This window comes from Komagataeibacter sp. FNDCR2, from assembly GCF_021295395.1.
Lineage (GTDB): Bacteria > Pseudomonadota > Alphaproteobacteria > Acetobacterales > Acetobacteraceae > Komagataeibacter.
Map to the genome: position 1 here is coordinate 823722 of NZ_JAIWOU010000001.1, position 26887 is coordinate 850608.

Annotated in this window: 28 protein-coding genes and 1 tRNA gene; 10 read left to right on the plus strand and 19 right to left on the minus strand. The window is 63.6% G+C overall.

What is annotated here, in order from left to right:
- Positions 1-3: 3 nt before the first annotated feature.
- The 8 genes from guaB to LDL28_RS03790 form a co-directional block, all read right to left on the minus strand.
- On the minus strand, positions 4-1506 hold the full coding sequence (gene guaB / locus LDL28_RS03755; RefSeq protein WP_233057276.1) for an IMP dehydrogenase: 1503 nt from the start codon (positions 1504-1506) through the stop codon (positions 4-6).
- A 157-nt stretch (positions 1507-1663) separates the two neighbouring features.
- The gene (locus LDL28_RS03760; protein ID WP_233057277.1) at positions 1664-2449 is read right to left on the minus strand and encodes an MBL fold metallo-hydrolase; all 786 of its coding nucleotides are present in this window, start codon (positions 2447-2449) and stop codon (positions 1664-1666) included.
- Between the two features lie 4 nt (positions 2450-2453).
- Positions 2454-3251: a TatD family hydrolase gene (locus tag LDL28_RS03765; RefSeq protein ID WP_233057278.1), complete on the minus strand. Its 798-nt coding sequence runs from the start codon at positions 3249-3251 to the stop codon at positions 2454-2456.
- The gene (gene metG / locus LDL28_RS03770; protein ID WP_233057279.1) at positions 3248-4786 is read right to left on the minus strand and encodes a methionine--tRNA ligase; all 1539 of its coding nucleotides are present in this window, start codon (positions 4784-4786) and stop codon (positions 3248-3250) included. Before metG ends, LDL28_RS03765 begins: the two co-directional genes overlap by 4 nt.
- Positions 4783-5745: a DNA polymerase III subunit delta' gene (locus LDL28_RS03775; RefSeq protein WP_233057280.1), complete on the minus strand. Its 963-nt coding sequence runs from the start codon at positions 5743-5745 to the stop codon at positions 4783-4785. The genes metG and LDL28_RS03775 overlap by 4 nt, the downstream gene beginning before the upstream one ends.
- Positions 5738-6391: a dTMP kinase gene (gene tmk, locus LDL28_RS03780; RefSeq protein ID WP_233057281.1), complete on the minus strand. Its 654-nt coding sequence runs from the start codon at positions 6389-6391 to the stop codon at positions 5738-5740. Before tmk ends, LDL28_RS03775 begins: the two co-directional genes overlap by 8 nt.
- 3 nt (positions 6392-6394) lie before the next feature.
- Entirely contained in the window at positions 6395-7618 is a 1224-nt protein-coding gene (locus LDL28_RS03785) for a D-alanyl-D-alanine carboxypeptidase family protein (RefSeq protein ID WP_233057282.1), read from the minus strand.
- A 60-nt stretch (positions 7619-7678) separates the two neighbouring features.
- Entirely contained in the window at positions 7679-8680 is a 1002-nt protein-coding gene (locus tag LDL28_RS03790; RefSeq protein WP_233057283.1) for a lytic transglycosylase domain-containing protein, read from the minus strand.
- Positions 8681-8938: 258 nt separating this feature from the next.
- On the opposite strand from LDL28_RS03790, the gene LDL28_RS03795 reads away from it, so the two are divergent.
- Positions 8939-9517, plus strand: a complete 579-nt coding sequence (locus tag LDL28_RS03795; RefSeq protein WP_233057284.1) for a DedA family protein — start codon at positions 8939-8941, stop codon at positions 9515-9517.
- A complete protein-coding gene (locus LDL28_RS03800) occupies positions 9514-10608 on the plus strand; it encodes a D-alanine--D-alanine ligase (protein ID WP_233057285.1) in 1095 nt (364 codons plus the stop codon). Before LDL28_RS03795 ends, LDL28_RS03800 begins: the two co-directional genes overlap by 4 nt.
- A 24-nt stretch (positions 10609-10632) precedes the next feature.
- Here the strand turns inward: LDL28_RS03800 and LDL28_RS03805 are convergent, their stop codons facing one another.
- Positions 10633-11091 carry an MlaD family protein gene (locus LDL28_RS03805; protein WP_025812534.1) on the minus strand — a complete coding sequence of 153 codons (459 nt, stop codon included), beginning with the start codon at positions 11089-11091 and terminating at the stop codon, positions 10633-10635.
- Between the two features lie 123 nt (positions 11092-11214).
- On the opposite strand from LDL28_RS03805, the gene LDL28_RS03810 reads away from it, so the two are divergent.
- Positions 11215-12054: an undecaprenyl-diphosphate phosphatase gene (locus LDL28_RS03810; RefSeq protein ID WP_233057286.1), complete on the plus strand. Its 840-nt coding sequence runs from the start codon at positions 11215-11217 to the stop codon at positions 12052-12054.
- A gap of 34 nt (positions 12055-12088) precedes the next feature.
- Here LDL28_RS03810 and LDL28_RS03815 read toward each other — a convergent pair whose 3' ends face one another.
- Positions 12089-13318: a mechanosensitive ion channel family protein gene (locus tag LDL28_RS03815; protein WP_233057287.1), complete on the minus strand. Its 1230-nt coding sequence runs from the start codon at positions 13316-13318 to the stop codon at positions 12089-12091.
- Between the two features lie 178 nt (positions 13319-13496).
- Here LDL28_RS03815 and LDL28_RS03820 point away from each other — a divergent pair.
- Positions 13497-13571 (plus strand) — tRNA-Met (locus LDL28_RS03820).
- Positions 13572-13907: 336 nt separating this feature from the next.
- Here the strand turns inward: LDL28_RS03820 and LDL28_RS03825 are convergent.
- Both LDL28_RS03825 and LDL28_RS03830 read right to left on the minus strand, forming a co-directional pair.
- Positions 13908-14672, minus strand: coding sequence for a hypothetical protein (locus LDL28_RS03825; RefSeq protein WP_233057288.1), 765 nt, complete (start codon positions 14670-14672; stop codon positions 13908-13910).
- 334 nt (positions 14673-15006) lie between these two features.
- Positions 15007-15963, minus strand: coding sequence for an alpha/beta hydrolase (locus tag LDL28_RS03830; protein WP_233057289.1), 957 nt, complete (start codon positions 15961-15963; stop codon positions 15007-15009).
- 404 nt (positions 15964-16367) lie between these two features.
- Between LDL28_RS03830 and LDL28_RS03835 the strand changes: the two genes are divergently transcribed.
- Together LDL28_RS03835 and LDL28_RS03840 are read left to right on the plus strand one after the other, a co-directional pair.
- Entirely contained in the window at positions 16368-16556 is a 189-nt protein-coding gene (locus tag LDL28_RS03835; protein WP_233057290.1) for a CsbD family protein, read from the plus strand.
- A 114-nt stretch (positions 16557-16670) separates the two neighbouring features.
- Positions 16671-16910: a hypothetical protein gene (locus LDL28_RS03840; RefSeq protein WP_233057291.1), complete on the plus strand. Its 240-nt coding sequence runs from the start codon at positions 16671-16673 to the stop codon at positions 16908-16910.
- Positions 16911-16917: 7 nt separating this feature from the next.
- On the opposite strand, the gene LDL28_RS03845 is transcribed toward LDL28_RS03840, so the two are convergent.
- Positions 16918-18174 (minus strand): DUF2075 domain-containing protein, encoded by a 1257-nt coding sequence (locus LDL28_RS03845; protein ID WP_233057292.1) that lies wholly within the window; start codon positions 18172-18174, stop codon positions 16918-16920.
- Between the two features lie 162 nt (positions 18175-18336).
- On the opposite strand from LDL28_RS03845, the gene LDL28_RS03850 reads away from it, so the two are divergent.
- Positions 18337-18588 (plus strand): hypothetical protein, encoded by a 252-nt coding sequence (locus LDL28_RS03850; protein WP_233057293.1) that lies wholly within the window; start codon positions 18337-18339, stop codon positions 18586-18588.
- An 87-nt stretch (positions 18589-18675) separates the two neighbouring features.
- Here LDL28_RS03850 and LDL28_RS03855 read toward each other — a convergent pair whose 3' ends face one another.
- The gene (locus tag LDL28_RS03855; RefSeq protein ID WP_233057294.1) at positions 18676-18891 is read right to left on the minus strand and encodes a hypothetical protein; all 216 of its coding nucleotides are present in this window, start codon (positions 18889-18891) and stop codon (positions 18676-18678) included.
- A gap of 170 nt (positions 18892-19061) precedes the next feature.
- Between LDL28_RS03855 and LDL28_RS03860 the strand changes: the two genes are divergently transcribed.
- On the plus strand, positions 19062-19739 hold the full coding sequence (locus LDL28_RS03860) for a PAQR family membrane homeostasis protein TrhA (RefSeq protein ID WP_233057295.1): 678 nt from the start codon (positions 19062-19064) through the stop codon (positions 19737-19739).
- Positions 19740-19744: 5 nt separating this feature from the next.
- Here the strand turns inward: LDL28_RS03860 and LDL28_RS03865 are convergent, their stop codons facing one another.
- Complete coding sequence (locus LDL28_RS03865) at positions 19745-21175, minus strand: sugar porter family MFS transporter (protein ID WP_233057296.1); 1431 nt, start codon at positions 21173-21175, stop codon at positions 19745-19747.
- A gap of 148 nt (positions 21176-21323) precedes the next feature.
- Between LDL28_RS03865 and LDL28_RS03870 the strand changes: the two genes are divergently transcribed.
- A complete protein-coding gene (locus tag LDL28_RS03870) occupies positions 21324-22694 on the plus strand; it encodes a DUF6056 family protein (protein WP_233057297.1) in 1371 nt (456 codons plus the stop codon).
- A gap of 134 nt (positions 22695-22828) precedes the next feature.
- Complete coding sequence (locus LDL28_RS03875) at positions 22829-23017, plus strand: hypothetical protein (RefSeq protein WP_233057298.1); 189 nt, start codon at positions 22829-22831, stop codon at positions 23015-23017.
- A 153-nt stretch (positions 23018-23170) separates the two neighbouring features.
- On the opposite strand, the gene LDL28_RS03880 is transcribed toward LDL28_RS03875, so the two are convergent.
- The 4 genes from LDL28_RS03880 to LDL28_RS03895 all read right to left on the minus strand — a co-directional run bounded on the left by LDL28_RS03880 (position 23171) and on the right by LDL28_RS03895 (position 26870).
- Positions 23171-23467, minus strand: coding sequence for a hypothetical protein (locus tag LDL28_RS03880; protein WP_233057299.1), 297 nt, complete (start codon positions 23465-23467; stop codon positions 23171-23173).
- Between the two features lie 98 nt (positions 23468-23565).
- Positions 23566-24600 (minus strand): alcohol dehydrogenase AdhP, encoded by a 1035-nt coding sequence (adhP, locus tag LDL28_RS03885; RefSeq protein ID WP_233057300.1) that lies wholly within the window; start codon positions 24598-24600, stop codon positions 23566-23568.
- Positions 24601-24746: 146 nt separating this feature from the next.
- On the minus strand, positions 24747-26006 hold the full coding sequence (gene metC / locus LDL28_RS03890; protein ID WP_233057301.1) for a cystathionine beta-lyase: 1260 nt from the start codon (positions 26004-26006) through the stop codon (positions 24747-24749).
- 15 nt (positions 26007-26021) lie between these two features.
- Complete coding sequence (locus tag LDL28_RS03895) at positions 26022-26870, minus strand: sulfurtransferase (RefSeq protein ID WP_233057302.1); 849 nt, start codon at positions 26868-26870, stop codon at positions 26022-26024.
- Between the last annotated feature and the right edge of the window lie 17 nt (positions 26871-26887).

The window sequence follows — 26887 nt, forward strand, 5'->3', positions numbered from 1 at the left end:
GGATCAGTCCTGCCGGTAGTTCGGGGCTTCGCGCGTGATGGAGACATCATGCACATGGCTTTCACGCAGGCCCGCGCCGGTAATACGGCGGAAGCGCGCGCGCTTTTGCAGGTCCGCCACCGTGGCGGAGCCGGTATAGCCCATACCGGCGCGCAGGCCGCCCACAAGCTGGTGGACCACCGCGCCCATGGCTCCCTTGTACGCCACGCGGCCCTCGATCCCTTCGGGGACCATCTTGTGGGTGTCCTTGATTTCCTGCTGGAAATAGCGGTCGGCCGATCCGCGCGCCATCGCGCCAAGGCTGCCCATGCCGCGATAGGACTTGTAGGTGCGGCCCTGATACAGGAACACCTCGCCCGGCGCTTCCTCGGTGCCGGCCAGCAGCGAGCCGATCATCACCACATCCGCCCCCGCGCCAATGGCCTTGACGATATCACCCGAGGTACGGATGCCGCCATCGGCAATGGCGGGCACATCGAGTTCATGGCACGCGGCGGAGGTTTCCATCACGGCGGAGAACTGCGGCACGCCCACCCCCGCCACCACGCGCGTGGTGCAGATGGAGCCGGGGCCGATCCCCACCTTCACGCAGTCCGCCCCGGCGTTGATCAGCGCATGGGCGGCTTCGGGTGTAGCAACGTTACCGGCGACGATCTGGATGTCGTTCTCGATCGCGCGCAGGCGTTCGATGGTTTTCAGCACGCCCGCCGAATGGCCATGCGCGGTATCGACCACCAGCACATCCACGCCCGCGGCCATGAGTTCGCGCGCACGCGCCACGCCGTCATCCCCCACGCCGGTCGCGGCGGCGCAGAGCAGGCGGCCGAGACTGTCCTTGTTGGCCTGCGGATACTGGACGGCGCGGTCCATGTCCTTGACGGTGATGAGGCCGATGCAGCGATCCTCGTCATCAATGACCAGCAGCTTCTCGATCCGGTGGCGGTGCAGGAGCTGGCGGGCCTGATCGCGGTCGGCGTTGTTGCGCACGGTCACGAGGTTCTCGCGCGTCATGAGTTCATAGACACGCTGCCCCGGATCGGTGGCGAAGCGGACATCGCGGTTGGTCAGGATGCCAACCAGCCGGTTGGTCTCGCGCTCCACGACCGGCAGGCCGCTTATGCCGTGGCGGGACATGATCGCGTTGACTTCGGCCAGCGTCTGGTCGGGATAGACCGTAACGGGATTGACCACCATGCCGGATTCGAAGCGCTTGACGCGACGGACCTGTTCGGCCTGCTGTTCGATCGTCAGGTTCTTGTGGATCACGCCCAGCCCGCCATTCTGGGCCATGGCGATGGCCATGCTGTCCTCGGTCACGGTATCCATGGCCGAGGAGACCAGCGGGATGTTCAGGGTGATCTTGCGGGTCAGCCGCGTCCGGGTCGATGTCTGCGACGGCAGGACGTTCGATTCGTCGGGCACGACCAGAACGTCGTCGAACGCCAGGGCTTCGCGGATTCGATCCTCGATGCGGGGGGTGGATGTATTTTTCGGGGTGGAAGACATGATGCAGGGGCCTCGTCAACAGATGGCGGCTTCCCCGCGCCTCGGGTCACCGACCGTTGGCGCACCCTCTTAGGGTGCGAACGGTGCGCTGGCAAGCATTACGCGCATGCTTCGCGTTTTATATGCCGGATTGGCCGTAATCCGGCCTGACAGGCGGTCAGGCATGAAGCCGCAATCCGTCATACGCGGGCTCGACCCCTTCGGGCAGGTTGGCCTGCATCCAGTCCCAGTCCATGTCCGGCCCCATATGGGTCAGCACGGTGCGGCGGGGTTTTATGATGTCGCGCCAGTAGAGTACCCGCTCCAGCCACCCGTGGGAGGAATGTTCCACGCGCTGGAAGCAGTCCACCAGCCATGTATCGACTCCACGCAGCGTATCGAGCGCCACATCGTCCAGCTCCACCACGTCGGTGCAGTACGCCATCGGGCCTATGCGCAGGCCCAGCGTCTCGGTCCAGCCATGGTGCTGGCTGAACAGGTCCACCGCCATGCCCGCCATGACCTGCCTGACCGGCAGGGTAACGGGATGGGCCTGAAGGATGGGGCGGATGATGCGTGGCGGGGTCCATGGGCGGAAGGCGTAGTCGAAGCGGACCGTGATCTCATCGAGCACCTCCGCCGTGCCATAGACCGGCAATGGCCCGTTGATGACGCGGTTGACCCCCCGCAGTTCATCAAGCCCTGCGATATGGTCGGCATGGGCGTGGGTGTACAGCACCGCGTCCACCCGGCTTATGCGCTGCGCCAAAAGTTGGGCACGCAGGTCCGGCCCCGTATCGACCAGCAGCATCCGCCCCGGCCCGTCATTTATGATGATGGACGAACGCGTGCGGCGGTTGCGGGGCTGGGCCGGATCGCACTCCCCCCAGTCTCCCGCCCCATCAGGGCCGCCGAGCATGGGCACGCCAGCGGATCCCCCGCAGCCAAGGACGATCATTTCCATGCCGTCAGGCCGCGTGGCTGAACAGGCGGGTGAAATTGCGCGTGGTCATCTCGGCAAAGGCCGCGTCTTCCATCCCGCGCAGTTCCGCCAGCACGCGGGCGGTATAGGCCACGTAACCGGGTTCATTACGCTTGCCACGCCGGGGCACGGGGGCAAGATAGGGCGAATCGGTTTCCACCAGCAGGCGGTCATCGGGCACGTCGCGGGCCACGTCCCGCACCGACTGCGCGCGGTTGAACGTCGCGATACCGGAAAAGCTGATATACCCCCCCAGTTCCAGCGCCCCGCGGGCCAGTTCCTGCCCGGAGGAAAAGCAGTGGATCAGGAACGGAAAAGCCCCGTTGCGTTCGCTCTCGTCACGCAGGATCGCCAGCATGTCGTCATCCGCCTCACGGGTGTGGATCACCAGCGGCAGGCCGGTCTGGCGCGCGGCGTCGATATGCACGCGAAAACTTTCCTGCTGTAGCGGGCGGACATCCTCCTGCCCATGGAAGTAATCCAGCCCGCTTTCACCCAGCCCCACCACGCGCGGGTCATCCGCCATGGCGACAAGCGTTGCGGCGTCGGGCAGGGTTTCCTCCGCCACATGGTCGGGATGGGTGCCGATGGTGCACCATACCCGCAGGTCGGGCCGGTCCAGTTCCGCCAGCCTTTTCTGCCGCGCCGCGCATGACAGCCGGGTTCCGACCGTGACCATGCCATCCACCCCGGCCTGCCGCGCGCGGTCCAGGATTTCGGGCAGTTCCTCATCGGAAAAATGGTCGAGATGACAGTGGGAATCAGTCAGTCCCGTACGGGTCATGTCGCCTCCGGTTCAACATAACGGGGGAAGACGCCCTGCGGGGCGGGCAGCACGCGGCCCGCCGGCAGGGGCGTGTCGAGGGCGGCGAGATCACGCTCATCGCTTTCCACGCCAAGCTGGGTCAGCATCCGGTCCATGCTGCCGGGCATGTAGGGCTGGAGCACGGTCGCGATGATGCGCAGGGCGTCGGCCAGCACGCGCAGCACGTCGCTCATGCGCGCGCTATCGGTCTTCTTCAGCTTCCACGGGGCCTGATGGTCGATATAAGCGTTGCACGCACGGATCACCTTCCACACTTCCTCCAGCGCGTCGGTCAGGGCCTGGCGGTCGATCTGCTCGTGCATGATCCCGGGCAGCAGGCTGGCCGGGGCCAGCAGGGCGGTGTCCTCCGCCGTGTGGGCGCCCTGCGCGGGCAGCACGCTGTCGCAGTTGCGCGCGATCTGCGACAGCGTGCGCTGGGCCAGATTGCCCAGGTCGTTCGCCAGTTCGACATTCATGCGCGAGACGATGGCCCGGCGGCTGAGGTCGCTGTCACCGCCAAAGGGCATTTCACGCATCAGGAAAAACCGGATCGGGTCCAGGCCGAAGGTATCCACAAGGTCACGCGGGTCCACCACATTGCCCAGCGACTTGCTCATCTTCTGGCCTTCGATGGTCCACCACCCGTGCGAAAACACGCGCTCGGGCAGTTCAAGCCCCGCCCCCATCAGCAGCGCGGGCCAGTAGATGGCATGGAAGCGCAGGATGTCCTTGCCGACCAGATGCAGGCTGGCGGGCCAGAAATCCCACCGCGCCGCCTTTTCATCCGGGTAGCCCACGGCAGAGAGGTAATTGGCCAGCGCATCAACCCAGACATACATCACATGCTTCGGGTCGCCCGGCACGGGAATGCCCCAGTTGAAGCTGGTGCGGCTGATGGACAGATCCCGCAGCCCCTGCCGCACGAAGCTTGCGACCTCGTTACGGCGGCTGGCGGGTTCGATAAAGCCGGGGCGGGTCTCATACAGTTCCAGCAGCCTGTCGCCAAAGGCGGAGAGACGGAAGAAATAGGACGGCTCCTTCACCCATTCCACGGCCGCCCCCGTGGGGGCCACCTTCTTGCCATCGGAGCCGGTGACCAGTTCATCCTCACCGTAGAAACATTCATCGCGCAGCGCGTACCAGCCTTCGTACGCGCCAAGGTAGATATGGCCGTTTTCCTCCAGCTTCTTCCACAGGGCGGATGCGCCCGCCGCGTGGCGGGGTTCGGTCGTGCGGATGAAATCATCGTACGAAACGGCCATCTTGTCGTACATGTCGCGAAAATCGGCGGCCACCCGGTCGGCAAAGGCGATGGGCTCCATGCCCGCCGCCTGGGCGGCCTGTTCCACCTTCTGGCCGTGTTCGTCCGTGCCAGTCAGGAAAAAGACATCGAACCCCGCCAGCCGCTTGAAGCGCGCAATCACGTCGGCTGCGACGGACGTATAGGCGTGGCCGATATGTGGCGCCCCGTTCACGTAATAGATTGGTGTGGTGACGTAGTAGCGCCGTGTCATGTTTCACTCACCCGCGCAAGCGCCGTTAAAACCGCCTGCTGCCTGTCCAGATTGAATTGTTCGGTTTCCGCGCGCAGCCGTACCATGTCCTGCCACAGCAGGGCCAGGCGGGCCGGGCGGAGATCACTCCCACGCGTCCGGGCCGCGTCGCGGGCCAGGTTACGTGTTTTTTCAGATATGGCATTACACAGCAGATCGAAAAAGACGGAAAAACCATTTTCCCGTTTCGTGACCTGCTCGGCAATGTCGTAGCCCGCGCCCGCATCCGCCTCGCCATTCATGACCTGGGCCACAAGGCGCGCGACCCCGGCCCCGTCACCATCAAGCAGCTCCAGCGCCTTGCCCGGCGCGCCACGGGCCAGCGGCAGGATGCTGTCCAGCCCCTGCGCATCCGGCGGCTGCGGCATGCGCGAGAGCATGGCGCGCATGGCCGTATCGTCCAGCGCGCCCAGCCCCAGCACCCGGCAGCGGCTGCGGATGGTGGGCAGCAGGCGCCCCGGTACGGAGGTGGTCAGGATCAGGATGGCGCGTTCGGGTGGTTCCTCAAGGATTTTGAGGATGGCGTTGGCCGCCGTGCGGTTCATGTATTCCGCGCCATCCACGATCACCACGCGCCAGCCGCCCTCGGCCGCCGTGCGGCGCAGGAAGGCGGAAATGGGGCGTATGTCGTCCCCCACGATCTCGCGCCGCAGGCGGTGGCGTTTTTCATCCACCCCACGCGCGATCACAAGCAGATCGGCATGCGTGCCCGCGCTGACCCGGCGGCCAACGGGGCTGTCATGGTCTTCCGCGCCCAGCAGCACGCGCGCCATCATGAAGGCCATGCTGGCCTTGCCAATCCCTTCCGGCCCCGTCAGCAGCCAGGCATGGTGCAGCCTGCCGGTGCGGATGACGGACAGGAATTCCCGCCACGCCACGTCATGGCCAGACAGGTGGCGGCAGGTGCGCGGATCAGGCATCAGCCCCCCTGCCCGCCATGGTCAGGTACGGAGCCAGCGCCGTGCGGATGGCCTGCTGCACGCTGTCCATCGGGCCGCTGGCATCCACGCGGTGGCAGCGGGCGGCGTCGCGGCGGGCGATGATATCAAACCCTTCGGCCACGCGGGCGTGGAAGGCCGGGTCCAGCGCCTCGTACCTGTCGGTGCGGGCACTGGCGCGCTGGTCCATGCGGGCCTGCGCGATAGCGGGGGGCACCTGCAGCACGAAGGTCAGGTCCGGTGCCACCGGGATCAGCGCGCGCAGGCGCTCGATCATGTCCAGCAGCGCCCAGTCCCCATGGCTCAGCCCATAACCCTGATAGGCTTCGGTCGAATCGATGAAGCGGTCACAGATCACGATTCGGCCCTGCGTGCGCGCGGGCAGGATACGCCGCTCCACATGGTCCGCGCGCGCGGCGAAATGCGCCAGCACCTCCGCCCGGGCCGACAGGTCATGACCGCCGAACAGCAGGAAATCCCGTAGCGCCTCGGCCCCCGGCGTACCGCCGGGTTCACGCGTCAGGTCCACGTCATGGCCCTGCGCGGCCAGGAACTGCGCCAGCAGGCGGGCCTGCGTGGACTTGCCCGCTCCCTCGCCCCCTTCAAACGTAATGAACAGGCCGGCCATGGCCTATCCGTGCCCCAGCTTCTGGCCCAGAACCGCCACCGCCCGGCCCATGACCCCAAGCCGGGACACGCTTGCGCCCGCCACGAGGGGAATGCGGATTTCAGCCAGTCCCGTATTGGAAATGACCACCTCCCCCAACTGCTGGCCCAGGGCCACGGGGGCGGGAACGGGACTGTCATACGCCATGCTTACGTGCACCCGGTTCTGCCAGCCATGCGGCAGGGTAAGGGTCACGTCACGGGTCGCCACCAGCGGCACGCTATGGGCCTGCCCCAGCCATACGGGCGCGTTGTCCATGACCGTACCCTTGTGGATGAGGGTCGCATTCTCGAAATTGACGAACGACCACTCGAACAGCCTTTCCCCCTCATTCGCGCGGACATTGCTGCTGGGCAGGCCGTTCAGCGCCATGACCACGCGGTTGCCACCGCGCTCGGCGCTGGCGCACAGGCCGAAGCCGCCCGCATCCGTGTGGCCGGTCTTGAGGCCGTCGGCAATGCCCTTCACCACCAGCGCATTGCGGTTTTCCTGAGATATCTTGTTGAACGTAAAACTCTTTTCCGAGAAGAAATGATAATATTCCGGGAAGTCATGGATCAGGTGCATGGCGATCGTCGCCACATCCCGCGCGGACATGTAATGCCCGTCCATCGGCCAGCCCGTAACATTCATGAAATGGCTGTTGGTCATGCCCATCTGGGCGGCCTGCGTGTTCATGAGGGTGACGAACTGGTCCTCGGACCCCGCCACCCCTTCCGCCAGCACGATGCACGCATCATTGCCCGACTGGATCACCATGCCCTGGATCAGTTCGGCCACGCTGACGGAACCATGCACCGGCACGAACATTTTCGACCCCTGCATCCGCCATGCCTTTTCACTGACGGGCAGCGTCTGCTCCAGCGTCAGCCTGCCCGCGCGCAGCATGCCGAACACGACATAGGCCGTCATCATCTTGGTCAGCGAGGATGGCGGCATCCGCTCATCCGCCGCTTTTTCCAGTATCACCTCGCCCGTGGTGTAATCGATGATGCAGGCCCAGCGCGCGACCGTGTCGATCGGGCCGATCAGGCTGTTCGCCGGGGTGGCGGCGACGGGCGGCGGCGCGCCCGCATCCGCATCGGCCGCCGGGGCGGGATGGCGACGGCGCGCGGCGGGGGCCGCCAGCGCCGTGGCGGATACAAGAAAGCTGGTGGCCCCAGCCAGAAGGAAACGTCGGGTGTACATTGTATCCTTGGTCCGGTAGTTACCGGCCGGGCGCGTGCCACGGGCCGGGTGACGGGGCCGTCACGCGATTTCGTTTCCCAGCAGGCCGACGGCCAGCGCATAGAAATCAGAGGGATTGTAGCGGCGGATCGCGGCAAAATTGCGATAGACCATGAAGGATTCCCCCCCCGGCCCATCCGGCCGCAGCACCGCGCCGGTCATGTCGGGCCGGGCGAACGGCGCGCCGCCCACCTGCTGCACGCCCATCTTCATCCACGCCCCCAGCGTACGGGTGCGGGCATGCCCCAGTTCGGATTGCGCCACGCTGTCCGGCACGCTGACCTGCTGGCCCCAGCTTTCGCCCCCCACCCAGCCCGAACCGGCCAGATAGGCGGCAATGGAGCCGAATATGTCGGGTATGGAATGCCAGATGTCGCGCCGTCCGTCGCCATCGATATCCACGGCGTATTTCAGGTAGGCGCTGGGCATGAACTGCGGCTGCCCCATGGCCCCGGCGTAGCTGCCGGTCATGCTTTCGGGGGAAATGTCGCCCGCGTTGAGGATGGCCAGCGCATGGAACAGTTCGCCCCGGAAGAACCTGGCCCGCCGCCCCTCATAGGCAAGGGTGCACAGCGCATCGACCACGCCGAAATTGCCGGTCAGCGTGCCATAGGCCGATTCCAGCCCCCATATGCCCATGACCGCGCCGGGAGAGACATCATAACGGGTCAGGACCTGCTGCTCCAGCACCGCGCGCTGGCGGGCGAAGGCGGCGCGCCCGTCATCCACCTTGCGCTGCGTCAGCACGCGCGCGCGGTACTGCGCCCATGTCAGGTGGAATTCCGGCTGGTTGCGGTCACGCTCGATCACCTTCTGGTTCGGCGCGGACAGCGCCAGCGCGCGCGTGACCCCGTCCGCCGTCAGGCCCTGCCGAATCGCCTCGCGCCGGACATTGGCGACAAAACCGGCGTAATCCCCGGCCGCATCCTGACCCCGCGCCGCAGGCGCGGGCAGCAGCCACGACGCGCCCGCCCCCGCAAAGGCGGTGGCGGCGGAGTGAAGGAGACGGCGACGGTCGAGCATATCCGATGCTGTGCCACGCCCTCCCGGTTCTTTCAATCACTGATCAGCGCATCCGGACGGACATGATACAATACGCGACATAATTTCCCGTTTGTGGCCATGGGCGAAGCATGTCACAAGGACGCCACCAGCAGTTCCCGCATCGGCCCGGTGGCCGATGTTTCCCCTGCCCGCCTGCCGGGCCGACCGAAGGGCTTGTACTTATCGTGGTTGCGGTTTTTCCTTCCCATCCCCAGCGGATGCGCTGAAACAGTCCGTATGCCCGTATCCCTGACGTCCGCACTGACCGCCGCCGGCGCCTCCCCCTTCGTGCAGGCCGTCGCGATCATCGTCGGCACCTTCATCCTGGAAGATGCCGCGACCATCATGACCGCCATGCAGGTGCGCACCGGCCATGTTGATATCATGGTCGCGCTGGTCGCGCTCTATATCGGCATCATCGTGGGGGACATGGGGCTGTACGGCATGGGCCGGCTGGGCGCGCTGTGGCCGCCCGCGCGGCGGTGGATCACCCTGCCCGGCGGCGCGCGGGAAGGGAAATGGTTCGATCGCAACGTGTTCCGCATCGTGTTCATCAGCCGGTTCGTGCCGGGCGCGCGCTTGCCGCTTTATACGGCATGTGGTTTCTTCCATGCCCGGTTCGGGCTGTTCTGCATCGCCGCGGTCCTGGCCACGCTGATCTGGACATCCCTGCTGTTTGTGGCATCCCTACAGGTGGGGCAGTTCCTGATCGACCATCTGGGAACATGGAAATGGGCGGGCATGGCCGGTTTCGTCCTGACCATTTTCCTGATCAGCCGCATGATCGCCCGTTTGCATGATAATGAGACCCGATGACCGACATGACCACCGCCGTTGACCGCAGGTCAGACACACGCACCGACACCCCCACGGTCTCGGCTTTCGAATTCTGGCCGGGCTGGATCTTCTATACCCCCATCGTGCTGTACTGGATCATCCTGGGGCTGCGGTACCGTGATTTCAGCCTGCCCACCGCCGCCAACCCGCGTATCGAGACCGGGGGACTGTGCGGCGAGAGCAAAAGCTCGATTCTGGACATGGCGGGCGATGTGGCGCGGGAATGGATCGCGCCCTATGCCGTGATCACCACCGGAAGCGACGACCTGCCGCGCGCCATGGCCGCGATGAAGGAGGCGGGGCTGTCCTTTCCCATCGTGCTCAAGCCCGATATCGGCTGCAACGGCACGGGCGTGCGCATCATGCGCGATGCCGAAAGCCTGCGCGCGGGGCTGGCCGCCTTTGGCCGCGATGTGGCCGTGATGCTCCAGCACCTGATCCCCTACGGGCATGAAGTGGGGCTGTTCTACATCCGCCACCCCGATGAGGCGGTGGGCCGCATCACCTCCCTGACCTACAAGGAAGTCCCCTGCCTTACGGGTGATGGCCATTCCACGGTGGAGGAACTGCTCCATGCCGACAGCCGCACCCGGCTTGTCCCGCACATCTACCTGCCCCGCCTGAAGCCGCGCCTGCATGAGGTCCCGGCGGCGGGCCAGTCGCTGCCGCTGGTCTTTGCGGGAAATCACTGCAAGGGCTCGATCTTCCATGACCGCGCCATCGACATAACCCCGGCACTTGAAGCGCGCGTCAACACGATCATGCGCGACATTCCCGATTTTCACTTCGGGCGGATCGACGCCAAGGCCCGCAGCCTCGCCGCCCTGCGCGAAGGCGAGGATTTCCAGATTATCGAGATCAACGGCGTCGGCTCCGAGGCCACCCATATATGGGATGCCCGCACCACGCTGCGCGCGGCCTACGCCACGCAGTTCATGCACTACCGCGAGACCTTCCGCATCGGGGCGAAAAAGCGGCGTGAAGGCTGGAAAAGCAGTGGGGCCATGGCCATGCTGCGAAGCTGGCTGCGCCAGCGCAGGCTCATGGCCAGCTACCCGCTGAATGACTGAGCGGACCGCCGCCCCACGGACAGCTCAGTTCGTGGGCAGGCCGCCATTGCCAAAGATATAGTTACTGATCTGCTGCTCAAGGCTGAGCGGTTCGCGCGTGTTGGTCACAACCGCGCCGGGGCCGAGCATGGCGGTGGCCCTGCCCGGCTGCACCAGCAGGGCGGTATCGGCCGTAAGCGTCGGGCTACCGATTGAAATACTTGTATCTTCAGGCAACGACAATGTACGGTCGAGCGTAAAGCCCACATTGGCCATATAGGTCACGGGGTCGAGCGTAATGGAGGTAACCCGGCCCACAGGCACGCCATCCATGGCGACATCCGCCCCGACATTCAGCCCATTGGCCGAAACGAAACGCGCCACGACAGGATAGCGGTCGTGACCGCCGCCGGTTTGCGATGCGCGGGCGTAAATACAGAACCCACCCGCAACCAGAAGGACAAGTCCGCTGGATATGATCGCGCCGCTTCTTTCCCTTGCCATACTGGCTCCCTGCCCGATACGGCTCCATACCATCCCGAAATCCGCCACAATGCGGAACAGGGTGGATCCGGCGCTATGCCGTGCCATATCCTTTCATCCTACTGCGTCATGGACAGGCGGACAATGACACTCCTTCAGGCTATCCTCATCGCCATCATTCAGGGCGCCACCGAACAGTTTCCCATAAGCAGCCTTGGCCACGCGGCCATCGTGCCCGCCATCCTGCACTGGTCCGTGGACCTGCATGGGGAAATGTTCCTGCCCCTGCTGGTCATGCTGCATCTGGGCACATGCGTGGCCCTGCTCATTTTTTTCTGGCGTGACTGGGTGGCGCTGTTCACCGGCGCCACGGGACGCTACGGCGCCACCTGCCAGATGGACAGCATCCGTATCCTCGCGCTGCTGATCGTGGCGACCATTCCGGCGGTGCTGGTTGGCGGACTATTCGAACACGCCATCCGCAACCTGTTCGGCACGGCCCGTTATGCCGCGGTCTTTCTGGCGCTGAACGGGGTCATGCTGCTGGTTGTGGACCAGATGCGCGACAGGCTGCTGCATGAAAGCGACCGTCCCCTCGCCTCGCTGGGCTTCGGGGAGGCGCTGGTGATCGGGCTGTTCCAGTGCCTGGCCTTCTTTCCCGGCCTGTCACGTTCGGGCGCGTGCATTGCCGGGGGCCTGCTGCACGGCCTGTCGCATGAAAATTCGGCACGGTTCGCCTTTCTCATGGCGCAGCCGGTCATTCTGGCGGCCACGGCGCTGGAAGCCCTCAAGCTGCGGCATGCCCCGCCACTTCCGGGGCAGATGCACGTCGCGGTCATCGCCGCTGTGGTGGCGGCCGTTGTGGCGCTGGTGTGCACCGGCCTGCTCATGCGCTATTTCCACGACCATGAAGACTGGGCGCTACGGCCATTCGGCTGGTACTGCATCGGCGCCGGAAGCCTTGCGTTCCTGTACCTGGCCTGAATTACCTGACCTGACACCGGCGGGCCATCAGGGGTCAGCCATGGCCCTGCCCGCCATCGGTGGCGGCCATGCCGCCCCCGCCCCCACCTGTTCGCGGCCCCGTATAGGCCCCCGGCGGTGGCCGCATGACGGGTGGCGACAGCATGCCCGGATCCCCCATCACATCCAGCCCGGACAGGGAGCCGACATGGGTCAGCCGGTCGCGCGGCAGGGCTTCGGGGCATTCATCGCGCAGGAAGGCGATGATCTGTTCACGTATCTCGCAGCGCAGATCCCAGCTCTGCATGGCCGAGCGTGCGCTTGCGATGACGCGGATGGTCATGACATGGGCATTGCAGTCGGCCACCTGCACGGCGAATTCCTTGCCGTCCCATAACGGCGCGGAATGCACGATCTCGCGCAGCCGTTCGCGGATCCGGTCCATGGGGGCCTGAAAATCCACATGAATGAAGACCACCCCGATCAGGGCGGCGGAATTATGCGTCCAGTTCTGGAACGGATTTTCCAGAAAATAGGAAATGGGCACGATATGCCGCCGCCAGTCCCACACCCGCAGCACGACGTAGGTGGAGGTGATTTCCTCCACCCAGGCCCAGTCACCATTGATGATGATCAGGTCTTCCATGCGGATCGGCTGCGTCATCGCGATCTGCACGCCCGCGAACAGGTTGGTCAGCAGCGGACGCGCCGCCAGACCGACAACCAGTGACGCCGCACCGGCGGAAGCGAACAGACTGAGCCCATACTGCCGCACGGGTTCGAATGTCATGAGTGAGGCCCCCACCGTGACCAACCCGATCAGCAGGTCCGTCGTGCGGCGCAGCACGCGCACCTGCGTCATATGCGTGCGCAGCAGGATATCGTCCTTGTCATCCTTGCCATTGATCCGGTTGAGGTAGGCGTCGGACAGGATGCGCGTGGCGACCAGCGCCGCATAACCCAGCATAAGAACGAACAGCACCACCACCGCATGGGTCGCGTCCTGCATGATGTCGCCCGGCAGGCCCGAGACCGGAAGGGCGGTACCCACGAACACGAGCACGAGCATGATGCGCGCCGGGCGCTGCATGGCCAGGGTGAACGAACGCACGAAGGCGCCGCGCCGGCTGCCCGGGATGCGAAGGATCAGTTTGGTGATGAACCGGCTGCACATTTCCGCCACCAGCCCCGCCACACAGAGCATGAGGACCGAGGACAGCAGGCCGGGTAACCAGCCGAACATATGCCGAAGGGTAGTCAAAAAGGTAAGGAATTCAGTTTTCACAAAGGATGCGCAGCCTTTTCCGGTTGTTTGCGGATTGTGTGGTGAGACCCCAGTAGTACCCCCTATCGGGAGGAAATGACAAATCCGGCACCTTTGCCGGACCTTTTGCGCCACATCCCCAAAACACGGGTTGACTTCCCGCCAGAGCACGGGTATCTCGCACACATCCTAACGCGATGGCGGTGTAGCTCAGCGGTAGAGCAGGGGAATCATAATCCCTTGGTCGGCGGTTCAAATCCGTCCACCGCTACCATCAGCGTTAGGATTGATTTTCCCACATAAATCAGATGCCTTCACGGCTCGTTGCGGTCCTTGTGCCGCTTCGGTTTGGCGCATCGTTTTCCCCTGCCTGGCAATCCTGTGTTCCAAACGGTATCGGGCGCCCTTCGTTGCGGTGCTGCGCGCCTGCCGGTTTCGAACGTCGCCATTTGCGAAGCGGGTATGGAAACTTATGCAGGAACTTCTGAAGTATGTTCTTCCGTTCCCCCGATGGAAGCAAAAGCCACATTCCATGTGGGGCTGCTCATCGCGTCGTGCCGTGATATGAAAACATATCGGCCCCCTCCCGCATCTGTGCGGTGAGTCGCTGTCAGGCCGGGGCAGTCCGGCGCATGATCCGGCGCAACCAGCTTCCGGCATGGGGGTTGCCGTAATGGAACAGGGCGGTGGCCCGGATTTTATCACGATCGCATGGTTCATTGGCGTGAATAATCCGATACCCCCAGAAGAAATATATATTCCCCGGCACCATGGATACTTTTGTATGTTTTATTTTTCCTGACAATATAAGTTTCTTCATAACCAACTGCGTTATTTTATTGTCGAGAAGGAGCTTGTCCATCAGGTTCCCGATATACGTTTTTCGTATTCTTCGCATCCTGGGCAGCATGATCAGGTCACCCTTTTGGCCCTCCGTGGGCATGATGACGGGCATCAGGGCCGTCAGCACAAAGGAATCGTAGTGAAACAGGAAAGCATGCTGCGCCCCGCTCCGACCGCTCAGGCAGCGTAAAACCTGATAAAATGACGATTCCGCAGCCACACGCCCTGTCCCCGCCTCGTACAGCTTCCGGCAGACCGCCTGAAATGCCGGTGCTTTCGACAGGGATTCCATGAACGTGCCCCGTGTATCGTCACGCCCGGAAAAAACGACGTATTCCCCGCCGGAATCAGCGACCTTACGTTCAATAAAACCACGTAGAAGCGCCAGATCCTCGGGATCAATACATTCGGTGGCGACACCATATCCCCGCCGGTTCATATCACTGATGATACGCGCCAATACAGTATCGGACAGGACCGGAAAAACAGGACGCACCACGCCGGATACGTCATTTGGCACATTCGACAGCATCGCGGTCACCTGATTACATCAAAATGTTGGATATCAGTCGAAAAATCATATCTGGATATGATAGTGGAAATCCACGGACGATGAGTATTTCAGGAAGCCAGTATACGACCAGTAGAGCGCAAACGCCGCCTGACTGATTTCGTTCCGTTTATGAAAGCGAATACAGAATTATCTTTTCCCCGACAGGGACAAACCAAAAACGCCCCGAATTCCAGATACGCGGCAGATCCGATGGCATAAAAAAGTAAACCCCCGGCATGGATATACCGGGGGTTTGCCACTTCAGGTCCCGTAGCCGGGCTGGAAACCGCTTCCGGCTACGGCTTCGTGTCCGTTACAGGCCCAATGTCCGCTTCAGGCCCGCGCAGTAATTATCCATGAACCGGCGTGACAGTTCAGCGTCGGGCACGAACATGTCGAACACATGATAGGCTCCCGGCACGACGGAAACCTCGGTGGGAACGCCGGACGCCATCAGGCGGCGGGCATAGTCCAGGTCCTCGCACAGGAACAGATCCATCGACCCCACCCCGATAAAGGTGGGAGGCAGGCCCGACAGATCCTTCGCCCGCGCGGCGGAGGCATAGGCAGGCGTATCGGGACCACCCGCCGATGCACCGAGATAGGCTTCCCATGCGAATTTGTTGGCCGAACGGGTCCAGACATATTCCCCGAAATCCGGCGCGGGATCGACCTTCGTCGCGGTCCGGTCATCCAGCATCGGGTAGATCAGCAACTGGTACGCAAGATGGTATTCCTTACGGTCCCGCGCCAGCAGCGACAGGGCGGCGCTCAGCCCGCCCCCCGCGCTTTCACCCGCGACCACAACCTTCTCCCGGTTGATCCCCAGCGGCTGTGCGTTTTCATGCACCCATTTCAGCACGGCGTAACAATCCTCGATCGCACCGGGATACCTGACCTCCGGCGCCAGGCGGTAATCGACCGAGACAATGACAAAGCCCATCCTGCGGGCCAGGACCTGACATTTGGGGTCATCGACTTCCGGATGGCCGGAAACAAGGCCGCCCCCATGAATATAGACCATGGCCGGGGCATTGGGGCGGCGTTCGCGCGGCCGGTAAATCATCACCCGCACATCCGGCGCGCCCGGGGGGCCGGGTATATATTCCTCCTGCGTTTCAACGTCGGGCAGCGGCCGCCCCTCGATCAGGCGCACGGACGTCAGGAAGATTTCACGCACTTCGGGCAGGGAACGCTCCGACAGTCCGTCAAATGAAGGCATCTTTTCCAGAATCGGCAGGAATTCAGGATTTACGACGTTTTTGGGCATGATGAATACGGTCCTCTTATATCAGAACGGACCCGTGGGCCGTTTCGATACACGGGAGCGTCCTGCACGCAGGCCCATACAACCATGATGGAAATCAAGTACATCCCACCATAAATGAATATAAAATATAAGCGCATACTATTTGTTTATCTATTATATTTGAAATATGCCTGAGTTTATAACATTTATAACAAATAAACATAAGAATATAAGCGGAATATTCGCCCCATTCACACCCAGGCCAACCTGATGCATCCCACCAGCGCGGAAAACCACACGGCCATGACAGCCCGCCCCCATAACGATCCGGGAGCGTATTAACTGTTGCGTTTCACCATGCATTATGCTGCTGTCTGACATGCACAGGAAGACGTGTTCCTTCTCATCCTTTCAGGGAATGTGACATGGATCGTTTCAAGATACTGCTTCGTGGTCGCACCAACGTGGTACTGGGCCAGCTTAAACAGGAAATCGGCCAGGCCACCGGCCTGCGTCGGCTGGAGCGCCGGGGTATCGTGCAGGAAATGCGCGGTTTTTCCCAAACGGCGCGCCTGCATCGCATGGCCGCGATGGAACAGGCGGAACAGGACTAGCCCCCCACGGACCACCCGTAATGCCCGATGCATAACCGCATCGCGCGCAGGGTGGTTGCCCCGATACCCGCAGCCCGTACGATGGCCTATCACCATCCAAGCGGGAATACGGCCATGACCATAGACCAGATTATCGACCTGCCCTTCACCACCGACGCCATGAAGGCCGCCGTGGAGCGGCGCATCATCCAGGCACCCGAACTCTCCGATCAGGAAAAACATGACCTGAGCGTGACGCTGGCGGGTCTCGACGCCCCTCGCCTCGCCACGCTGGTCGAGACCGTTCTGGGCCACGCCATTGAATCCGGGCCTGAAATCCTGCCCTATCTGAAGCGGATCGGCCAGCAGGGCTGAGACGCCGCTATGACGCGGCGGCCAGCACCGGGCGTGCTGCCTGCCGCGCCTTCCACAATACCGCCAGGCGGGCCCGCAGCCTGGCATCGCTGGCGTAGATATACAGCCCCCGGACGCCACGGGTCATGAGAACATTGATGGAATTGAGGATAATCCGCGCCATCACCGCCGGCGGGTTGTCCACACCGTCACGCCCGGTGAAGGCGGCCCGGTCCTCATACCGCGCGGGATCAATCACGATACGGTCCGTAGCGGGGTCATAGGTGACGGATGGCCCCAGGATGACACCGGCATAATTCAGGTCGAACCCCTGAATGGTGTAAACCGATCCCACCTCATCAATCGTATCCGCCCGCTCGGCCCACGGCAGCCGCGCCTGTGGCATGGCGCGATCCCAGCGCAGGTGAAAGCGCCCCTCCGTAATGAAGTGGTCCTGCCCGTTCAGGGTATAGGGATAGTCATAGGTCGCCAGCATCCGGCACATGCCGTATTGCGCATCACGCTGCCTTATGGCGTCGTACATAGTCCGCGCATCATCATAAATGCGGAAATCGAAGGACTGCGGCGCGGGTAGCGGGCGCAGGCATCCATCGCGCAGGGCGCGTATCCACGCCATGACATCCGCATGGGCGTGCATGCGGAACTGCTGGTCCAGCCTGCGGGTCACGACCGGATACCCCGCGACCAGCCGGGCCAGTGTCGCGTCATCCCACAGGCTTTTGAATTTGAGTACCTGCCGGGCATCGAACACGATCACGACCACATGGGCATGGCGGATGATTTCCGCCAGCTGGTTGTCCTGCCGGAAGCGGTTATAGGGGTCGCTGCGGGTCAGCAGCAGGTGCGCCTCATCCACCAGCACGATATCGGCGCGCCGGCCCGTGCCAGCCATCTGGTTGATGAAGGTTGTCGGGCGTTCAAAATCCTTCTTGCGCAGGCCGGGCTGGTCCTGGGCAATGTTGCGATACAGCTTGATCATTTCAGGGTGGTTCACCAGCACCCGGTTCTGGCTGCCATGCAGGGGATCATGCGGATCGTCCCCGCGCGCGGCGTGCTGGATGGCGGTGAACAGCGTATTGAGCAGCAGGCTTTTGCCGGTGCCCGCATCACCTTCGATAATGAACAGGGCATGCCCGTCGGCCCGATGGGCACGGCAGAATGCCAGCACCTCGTCCTTCAGCCGTGATTGCGCGGCTGTCAGCGCCATGGTGGGGGCAAGCCGGACCTGGGCGCTATCGGGACTGGACTGGGTGGGGTCGTGCATGTCTTTTTTTCCGTAAACCTGTCCGTAATACGGGATGGGACCGGAGCAGATATGTGAAATATGCCCTGGCGCCGTGCATCCCTATCGGTTTTCGTGCGCTCCTATACGTTATAACACGATGGCGCGCATTTTGCGTTCCACCAAGGACAGGATTGCCCCACCATGACCGACAAACCCACCGCCGCCGCCCGCGAACACCTGCACAGGCTGGCCGACAAGGGGCTGAAAGAGCCCAAGCTCCTGCAAAAGGAAGAAGTCATTGCGCTGGCCGTGCACGTGGCTGGCGAACATGGCCATGCATCCGAGCGCGAGCATGAGATTGCCAAAAAGGCCCAGCACAACCCCGAAGGTGTCACCGCCGCCGAAATCCAGGCCCTGTGCGCCCATGTAAAGGGCGAACGCACGGCCCGCTGATCCCCAAGGGCCGTGGGACAGGGGGCAACCCCCGTTCCGGGTGGAAAGACACGCGCCCATTACCCGGCCGGGGCCATGGGCGCGGTCTTACCACCGCATCTTGCTACCCGTGCGTTCCAGCAGGCCGCCAATAAAGGCCAGCAGCATGACGCCGCCCAGAAACACGCCCCATGCGGCCAGGAACCCGGCAATTCCGGCCAGCCCCAGGCCGATGACATGCCATGGCGCAAGGCTCACGCCCAGCAGGAAATGCCCCCCTGCCACCGCAGCCAGAACCCATATACACGGCCAGACCCCCCGCATGTTCCCCCCGTTTCCATTCGCGACGCAGCGTTTGCGGTCCCGATGTCATAACGGACTGCGGGCCGCATGGACAGGGGCCGGGGAAACGGGGCTTTTTTACATATAAGGAAACAGACTTATTCATGATACAGGACCGGACCGAAGGAAAAATAAGGGGTATTCCGGTCGGCATGACTATCCGCACACGTTTCCCCATCTACTCCGTGCCCGAACGGGCGACCGACCTGCTGGTGCATGTGGTGGGGGTTGTGGGGCTGGGGTACGGAATGCTCTGGCTGCTCCATACGGCCATGCGGTCGCATTCCGCGCTGGAAGCGGGGGTAACGGCGCTGTACTGCGGCGGTATCCTGGCGACATGCCTGTCCTCGGCCGCCTATAATTTCTGCCCGCCTTCCCGGCTCAAGGGCGGGTTGCAGCGGATCGACCAGTCCGTCATCTTCATCGCCATTGCCGCCACCTATACCCCGTTCATCCTGCTGGGGGGACACGGCGTGGCCAGCCTGTGGTTCTGCGGCCTGCTCTGGGCCATGGCGCTGATCGGGGTCACGGCCAAGATGTGCTTTTTCACATGGTCGCGCCGGTTCCATGTGGTGCCCTATCTGTGCGTGGCGTGGGTGTTCTTCCTCTGCCCCGATCCACGGGTCTGGATGCTGCCTTCCCCGGCCTTTTTCCTGCTGGTGCTGGGGCTGGTCTTCTACTGCATCGGGGTGGTGTTCTACATGCGTGAGAACATGCCCTTTTCCAACGCATTATGGCACGTCATGGTGGTGCTGGGCGCGGGCACGCACATGGCGGCCGTAGGCAGCATGCTGCTGCATTGCGGCCCCGGCCTGTCCGGCCGGGGCTGAGTCAGTCAGCGGCCGATTTCACGCAGCGGGCGTCCGGCCTCAAGATGCTGTTCGATCACTTCGAGCGGGACATTACGCGTCTCGGGCACCAGCAGCACGGTAAACAGCATGAACAGGATATTGAGCGCGCTGAACCCCGCGAATGTCCAGCCCGCGCCAGCCACCGCCACGATACTGAGGAATGTGTTGCTCACCCCCCAGTCCATGCCCCAGTTGGCCAGCGTGGAGCAGGCAACGCCAAAATCACGGCCCTCGATCGGCTGTATTTCCGAACACAGCGTCCATACCAGCGGGCCCGCGCCAATGCCGAACCCCGCCACGAACACCAGCAGCGCCACCATAAGGGAAGATGTAGCCCCCAGCCCCTGAAGGTGCATGCCCTCGATCACCGCCGCCACGGCCAGCGCCGCCGCCATGATGATGCAGCTTGCCGCCAGCAGCGGCCTGCGCCCCCAGCGTGAGACCATGTAAACGGCGACAACACCGATCACGGCATTGATAACCCCCACCAGCACGGTCGCCCACGCGGCGGCGGAGGTGCCGAAATGCGCCCCCTCCAGGATCTTTGGCGCGTAATACAGGACCACATTGATGCCGGTAAGCTGCTGCATGACCTGCAGCCCGATACCCAGCGCGACGGAGCGGCGGAAATACGGCTTACGCCGCAGCAGGGCAAACCCGCCGACAGGATGCCCCTCCCCCAGTTCGTGACGGATATTGTCCAGTTCCCTGTCCGCCACCGCCTCATCGCCACGCAGGCTGCGCAGCACCCGGCGCGCCTCCTCAAACCGGCCGCGCGCCGCCAGCCATGACGGGCTGGCGGGCAGGAACAGGCACCCCACGCATAGCAGCGCCGCCGGAATGACCGGCAACCCCACCATAAGCCGCCAGTGCCCGCCACCCGAAAAAATTCCCCCTGCCAGATAACCAAGCAGGATCCCGGCGGACTGGAGCATGGAGAAGGTGGACACCATGGTGCCCCGCATCATGCCCGTGGTCAGTTCGGAAATGTAAAGCGGGGCGGTGAAGGTGCAGATGCCAATGGCCATGCCGATCAGGAACCGCCCCAGCAGGATCTGTTCGATCAACCCGGCGGTGGCGCATAGCAGCGCCCCCACCGCGATCAGCAACGTCGCGGTGCCCAGTGTCAGCTTGCGCCCGAAACGGCGCGAGAACACCCCCGCCCCCAGCGAACCGAGCAGCGCGCCGATCATCAGCACCGACACGATCCATTCCTGCATGCGTGGCGAGGCATGGAAATCACGGCCGATAAAGCCCAGGGCCTCGGCGATCAGGCCCGTATCCAGCCCGACCAGCAGGCCGGCGGCGGCTGTGGTCAGGGCCGCACGGACCACCTGGGCGTTCCGGCCGGCCGGGGCGGTCGCGCTGGCGGGGGCATCCTTAAGGGAGGCGGATGAAGTCGCAGGCTGTAACACGTTACTCTAATCCCCTGGTCTGCGGCGCCATGTCGGGCCGGTCCGTCCGGTCAGGCTTATGCCATAGACGATGCTACAACCTCCCATCCATGACACAACCCCGCCACCGGACGGATGGGGACGCATTATTTTCCGTAGGGGCGCGGGCATGGTATGGCGTGAACCGGACCGGAAGGGGCTTGTGCATTCCATGAAACCACCCGCGCGTATCATCCCCCGCTTCATGCCGGGAGAATGGCCGGGCCTGGCGCTGTGTTCGGTTTTCCTGCTGTGGGCCAACCTGATCACCCCGCTCTGGGCGGATGATTACTGCCGGACCATGCCGCCCCATATCGGCACCATCGTGCGCATCGTATGGGGCAATTATAATTTCTGGACCGGGCGGTGGTTCACCACGCTCATCACCTTCCTGTTTCTCGACCTGCATCATTACGGCTCCCTGATCGCCTTCGCTGTGGTGAACACGGCGGTCTTCGTCTTCATGGTGCATGTGGTGGTGCATATGTGCCGCGACGCCGTGGGCGGCGCCCCGGCCCCCAGGGCAGGCGATGGGCTGGCGCAGTGCCTGCTGGTGTTTCTCATGCTGTGGTGGCTGCCGCGCACGATTGGCGAGGTCGCACTATGGAAAACCGGCGCCATTGGCTATCTGTGGCCCATGGCGGGGGAGATGTGGATACTGGCGCGCATCCTCGCACAGCGCACGCGTATGAATGCGGCGCAATATACCGCTGTTTTCCTGATCGCCACGTTTCTTGAGCCGCTTTCCGCGCTGCTCACGCTGGTACTGCTGGGAAACTGCGTACTAGCATGGAAGCACGCCCGCCCGGTTCCATGGGCGCTGCTGTGCAGCCATGGCGCGGGCACGCTGGTACTGGGGCTGGCGCCGGGCAATTATGTACGCATGCGCACCCTGCCCCCCAGCCCCCTGCCCGACCGGCTGGATGGCCTGCTGGGCAATATGGGCAGCCTGTTCGACCCGTTCTGGATTCCCTTCGTGCTGGTGATCGGAACGGGCCTGTTCATGGGCAGGCGGCAGCTTTCCCTACCGCGCCGCCTGCGGGCGGGCCATGGCTGGGTGTTCGCGGCCCTGGCCCTGGTTTACATGACATTCCTGCTCATGTTCCCCCGCGCGGCAATGGCGGCGCGGGTTTCCTATCCGGCCAGCGTGCTGCTTGCCTGCTATCTGACCTGCCTGCTGTTCATGTGCCCGCTGAACCCGGCCTTCCGGGCGGTGCTGGGCGTTTCCTGCGTGGGGCTGACCGCCATGCATCTGGCTATTGTCATTCCCGACCTGACCCGCCTGGCCCGCATAAGCCATGACTGGGTGGCCAGCACGCGCGCGCAGGTGGCGCGGGACCAGCCCGTGGTGCTGCCGCGCGTGACCATGGGACCACGGCACAAGCTGCTTTATGTGCGCAAGGACATCATATTCGTCGGGATCAACCCGGACCCGCACAGCATGCTGACCGCGTGCTTCGCACGGGCCATGGGGGCGTCCTCCGTCCGGTCGGTGCCCTGAGGCGGCGGGCACCCCGTACCACGCCGGTCCAAAATCAAGGGCGATGAGGGAGCGGCAGGCATGCAGGCCACCCGGTTGTCATGACAGGGTGCATCTTCCATCGTGGCGCACGGACGCAATCAGGAGATCATGACATGAGCCGCGAACCCAACGACACCATCCACGCCGCCCTCATCCACGCCGCGGCGATCCTGACCGCCGCGAAAAAGGATGTCATGGAAAAGGCCTCCCCCGATGAGGTGAAGAAGCATTTCAAGACCTTCCTGCACGCGATCGAAGGTGGCTGGCGCGAACATGAATCAGCGGATCACCATCATTCCTGACCCACTTCGGGAATGACATGAAAAAAGGGAGGCACATGTCGTGCCTCCCTTTTTTCATATGTGAACCTGTGCAAATTAAAGGCCGTTTGTTGGAAAAGCTTTTTCCAAAAATTTTTATTGGCTTTTATCAATCAGTTATCTTCAAAAAGCATCTTAGCGGTGGCCGGTAAAGAACTGGCTCATGTCGCCTTTTGTCTCGTGGCCCCATTTATCCAGCTTCCTGCCGGTTTTATTGCCCCAGTTCTTGGCGCTTCCGGCGGCCTGATCGGTCTTTTCGCCGGCCTCATGGGCTTTTTCACTGGTGGCGCGCCCGGTTTCATGGGCCTTGAGGCGTACCTCGCATTCCGCATGGTCGGTTACACCGTCACATGTATCGGCCATAACCGGTGTCAGCATCGCCATGTTCAGACCGACCGCACATAGCCCCGCCAGAATCACCGTTTTTTTCATGATATCCGTACCCGTCCTTCGTTCATGACACCGGCATGGCGGACAGGCCGCCATGCCATACCTGTAAAACAGAACGCCATAAAGGGGTTAGGGTTGCCTCAGGCCCCGTTGCGGAAGTCGAGAACGACACGCCCCTGCACGCGGCCATGCTCAAGATTGTCGAAAATGGTGTTGATGTTTTCCAGCCTGTCGGTGCTGACCACGGTCGAGACCTTGCCATCGGTGAAAAAGGACAGCGCCTCGATCATGTCGAGCCGGGTGCCGACAATCGACCCGCGCACGGTGGTGCCGTTCATCACCATATCAAAGATCGACAGCGGGAAGTCACCCGGCGGCAGGCCGTTGAGCACCACGGTCCCGCCACGGCGCGCATAGCCGATGGCCTGGCTGAACGCCTTGTCGGAAACAGCGGTGACCAGCACGCCATGCGTGCCGCCGGTCTGCTTCTGGATGTAGGCGACGGGATCGTCCTTCAGCGCATTCACGGTCACGCGCGCGCCCAGCTTGCGGGCTTCGGCCAGTTTTTCCTCACTGATGTCAACGGCGGCCACGTTCAGCCCCATGGCCACGGCATACTGGATGGCCATCTGCCCCAGCCCGCCCGCGCCCGAAATGGCGACCCATTCCCCCGCGCGCGTATCGGTCATCTTGAGGCCCTTGTACACCGTAAGCCCCGCGCACAGCACCGGGGCCGTGCGGATGGGGTCGATATCCTTGGGCAGGTGCGCGACATAGTTCGGGTCGGCCACCACATATTCGGCAAAGCAGCCGTTCACGGAATAGCCGGTATCCTCCTGCTCTGCGCAGAGCGTCTCCCACCCACCCAGGCAGTGTTCGCAATGCCCGCAGGCGGAATACAGCCACGGCACGCCCACCACATCGCCCGTCTTGACCCAACTGACATTGGAACCGACCTCGACCACGTGGCCGATCCCCTCATGCCCTGGGATAAAGGGCGGGTTGGGCTTGGTGGGCCAGTCACCGCGCGCGGCGTGCAGGTCGGTATGGCATACGCCGCAGGCATCGACCTTGACCAGAATCTGGTTCGGCCTGATCTGCGGAATATCGAGTTCCTCAATCGTCAGCGGCTTGCCGAATTCCCGCACCACCGCCGCCTTCATCTTTCCAGCCATCTTGCACCTTCAGTTCCAATATCATGGCCCTGCAACAGGGCCATCGTCCCCCGCCCGCCCGGGCGCCCCGCCATGGGGAACCGGGGGCCGGGTATCTCTTCAACATAACGTGTCCCATTCCCGCCCATGGGCGGCCTTGATCTACGTCAGGTTCCGGCACGCCCGCCACGGGCGGCAGCCATACGCCCAAGCCCGCGCTCCAGGTCGGCCACCAGGCTTTCGCCCGATTCCAGCCCGATGTGAAAGCGGCAGGCAGGCCCGCCCTGCGTGACCGAGGCGCATGAGCGCGAGATACTGCCCGTTGTGGGCAGCACAAGGCTTTCATACCCCCCCCACGACGCCCCGATACCGAACAGGGTCAGGCTGTCGATCATCGCGGCCATGTCCGTCTCGTCAAAGGCGGGATCGAACACGACCCCGAACAGTGACGACGCGCCGCGGAAATCACGCTTCCAGTTTTCATGCCCCGGGCAGGACGGAAGTGCGGGATGCAGCACGCGGCGCACCTCGGGCCGGTCGCGCAGCCACATCGCCACGGCGATGGCCGTCGCCGCCTGCCGCTCCTGCCGCACGCCCATGGTGTGCAGACCGCGCAGGGTCAGCCAGCAGTCATCCGGCCCGGCCGTCTGGCCCGTCTGGATGGCGGTGTCACGCAGCAGCCGCCAGTCCTGTTCCGACGCGACGCTCACCGCGCCGATAATCGTATCCGAATGGCCGGCCGGGTATTTCGTCAGCGCTTGCACCGATACATGCGCCCCCGCGGCAAAGGGATCGAACAGGCCGATCCCCCATGTATTGTCCACGATCAGGCGCGCGCCGATGCTGGCGGCAAGGCGGCCCAGCATGGGGATGTCCTGCACCTCGAACGAATGGCTGCCGGGGCTTTCGGCATAAATGACGCGGGTCGTGGGGCGGACCAGCGTACGCAGGTCATCTTCATCCGCCAGCGGGGGGAAATAGGTCACCTCCACCCCGAAACGGCGCAGCACCCTGTCCGCGAAGCGGCGGGTGGGGCCGTACACGGAATCGGACAGCAGGCAGTGATCGCCCGCGCTGACATAGGCCAGGAACGGCAACGCGCAACCCGCCAGCCCCGATGGCACGATCTGCGCGTATCTGCCGCCATCGATTTCGGCAATGGCCTGTTCCAGCCGGTGCTGCACCGGCGTGCCCATGGCGCCATAGATCAGTTCATCATCATACCGGCGCTGGCCGGCGGCATCCATCGCCTCAAGGCTGGAAAACAGCACGGTGGAGCCACGGGTAACCGGCGGGTTGACGAAAATGCCCGCCCCGCCTTCCGGCCTGTCGCGTCCGATCTGGACAAGCCGGGTGGACAGGTCGCGCCAGCCGCGCACCACGCTTTCCATCAGGGCCTCGGGCACTTCCGCCACGGGATTGGTCATGTCTGTCGTCCGTTCCTATGCGCCGGTCACGATGGGCGAACCCGGCGTGGACGCCCATTCAGCCCATGAACCGTCATAAACGGCGGCGGCCCCGGCTCCCATACCCACACTCGCCAGCCCCAGCGCGATCACGCAGGCTGTCATGCCGCTGCCGCATGAGCAGGTGACGGCGGTGGTGCCATTCACCCCAAGGGCGGTGAACATATCCTTCAGCGTATCGGCGGGCAGGAAGCGGCCGTTGTCATCAAGCAGTTCGGTATAGGGCAGGCTGCGCGCGCCCGGCATGTGACCCGAGCGCAGGCCCGGGCGGGGTTCGGGATCGCGGCCTTCAAAGCGGTTGCGGCTGCGCGCATCCAGGATCAGCCCCGCCATGTGCCCCTGCACGATGGCCAGCACGTCACCCTGCCCCCGCAGGCGGCTGTAGCTCGGGCGGCTGACGAAAGGCGCCGGGGCGGGCAGGTCCGGCCCGGTTTCCAGCGGCAGGCCCGCGCGTTTCCATGCGGGCAGGCCGCCATCGAGCACCTGCACCTGCCCGTGACCGAACAGGCTGGTGAGCCACCACCCGCGCGCCGCACAGGCCATGCCGTCCTGATCGTAGAACACAATGCGCCGGTCATTGGCCATGCCGCGCTCGCTGGCCAGCCGTGCGAAGCGGGCCTGCCCCGGTATCGTGTGGGGCAGAAGCGAGTCCGGGTCGGAAAACGTGTCGATGTCAAAGCGCACCGCATTCGCGATATGCGCGTTGGCGAAGCGCTGCTGCGGGTCGAAGCTCTGGCCGGGCAGCGCCATGCTGGCATCCAGCACGAGGATGTTATCGTGTTGCATGGCGCGGGCCAGATCACTGGCTGAGATCAGCGGATGCATACCTTCTCCCGGTCTGT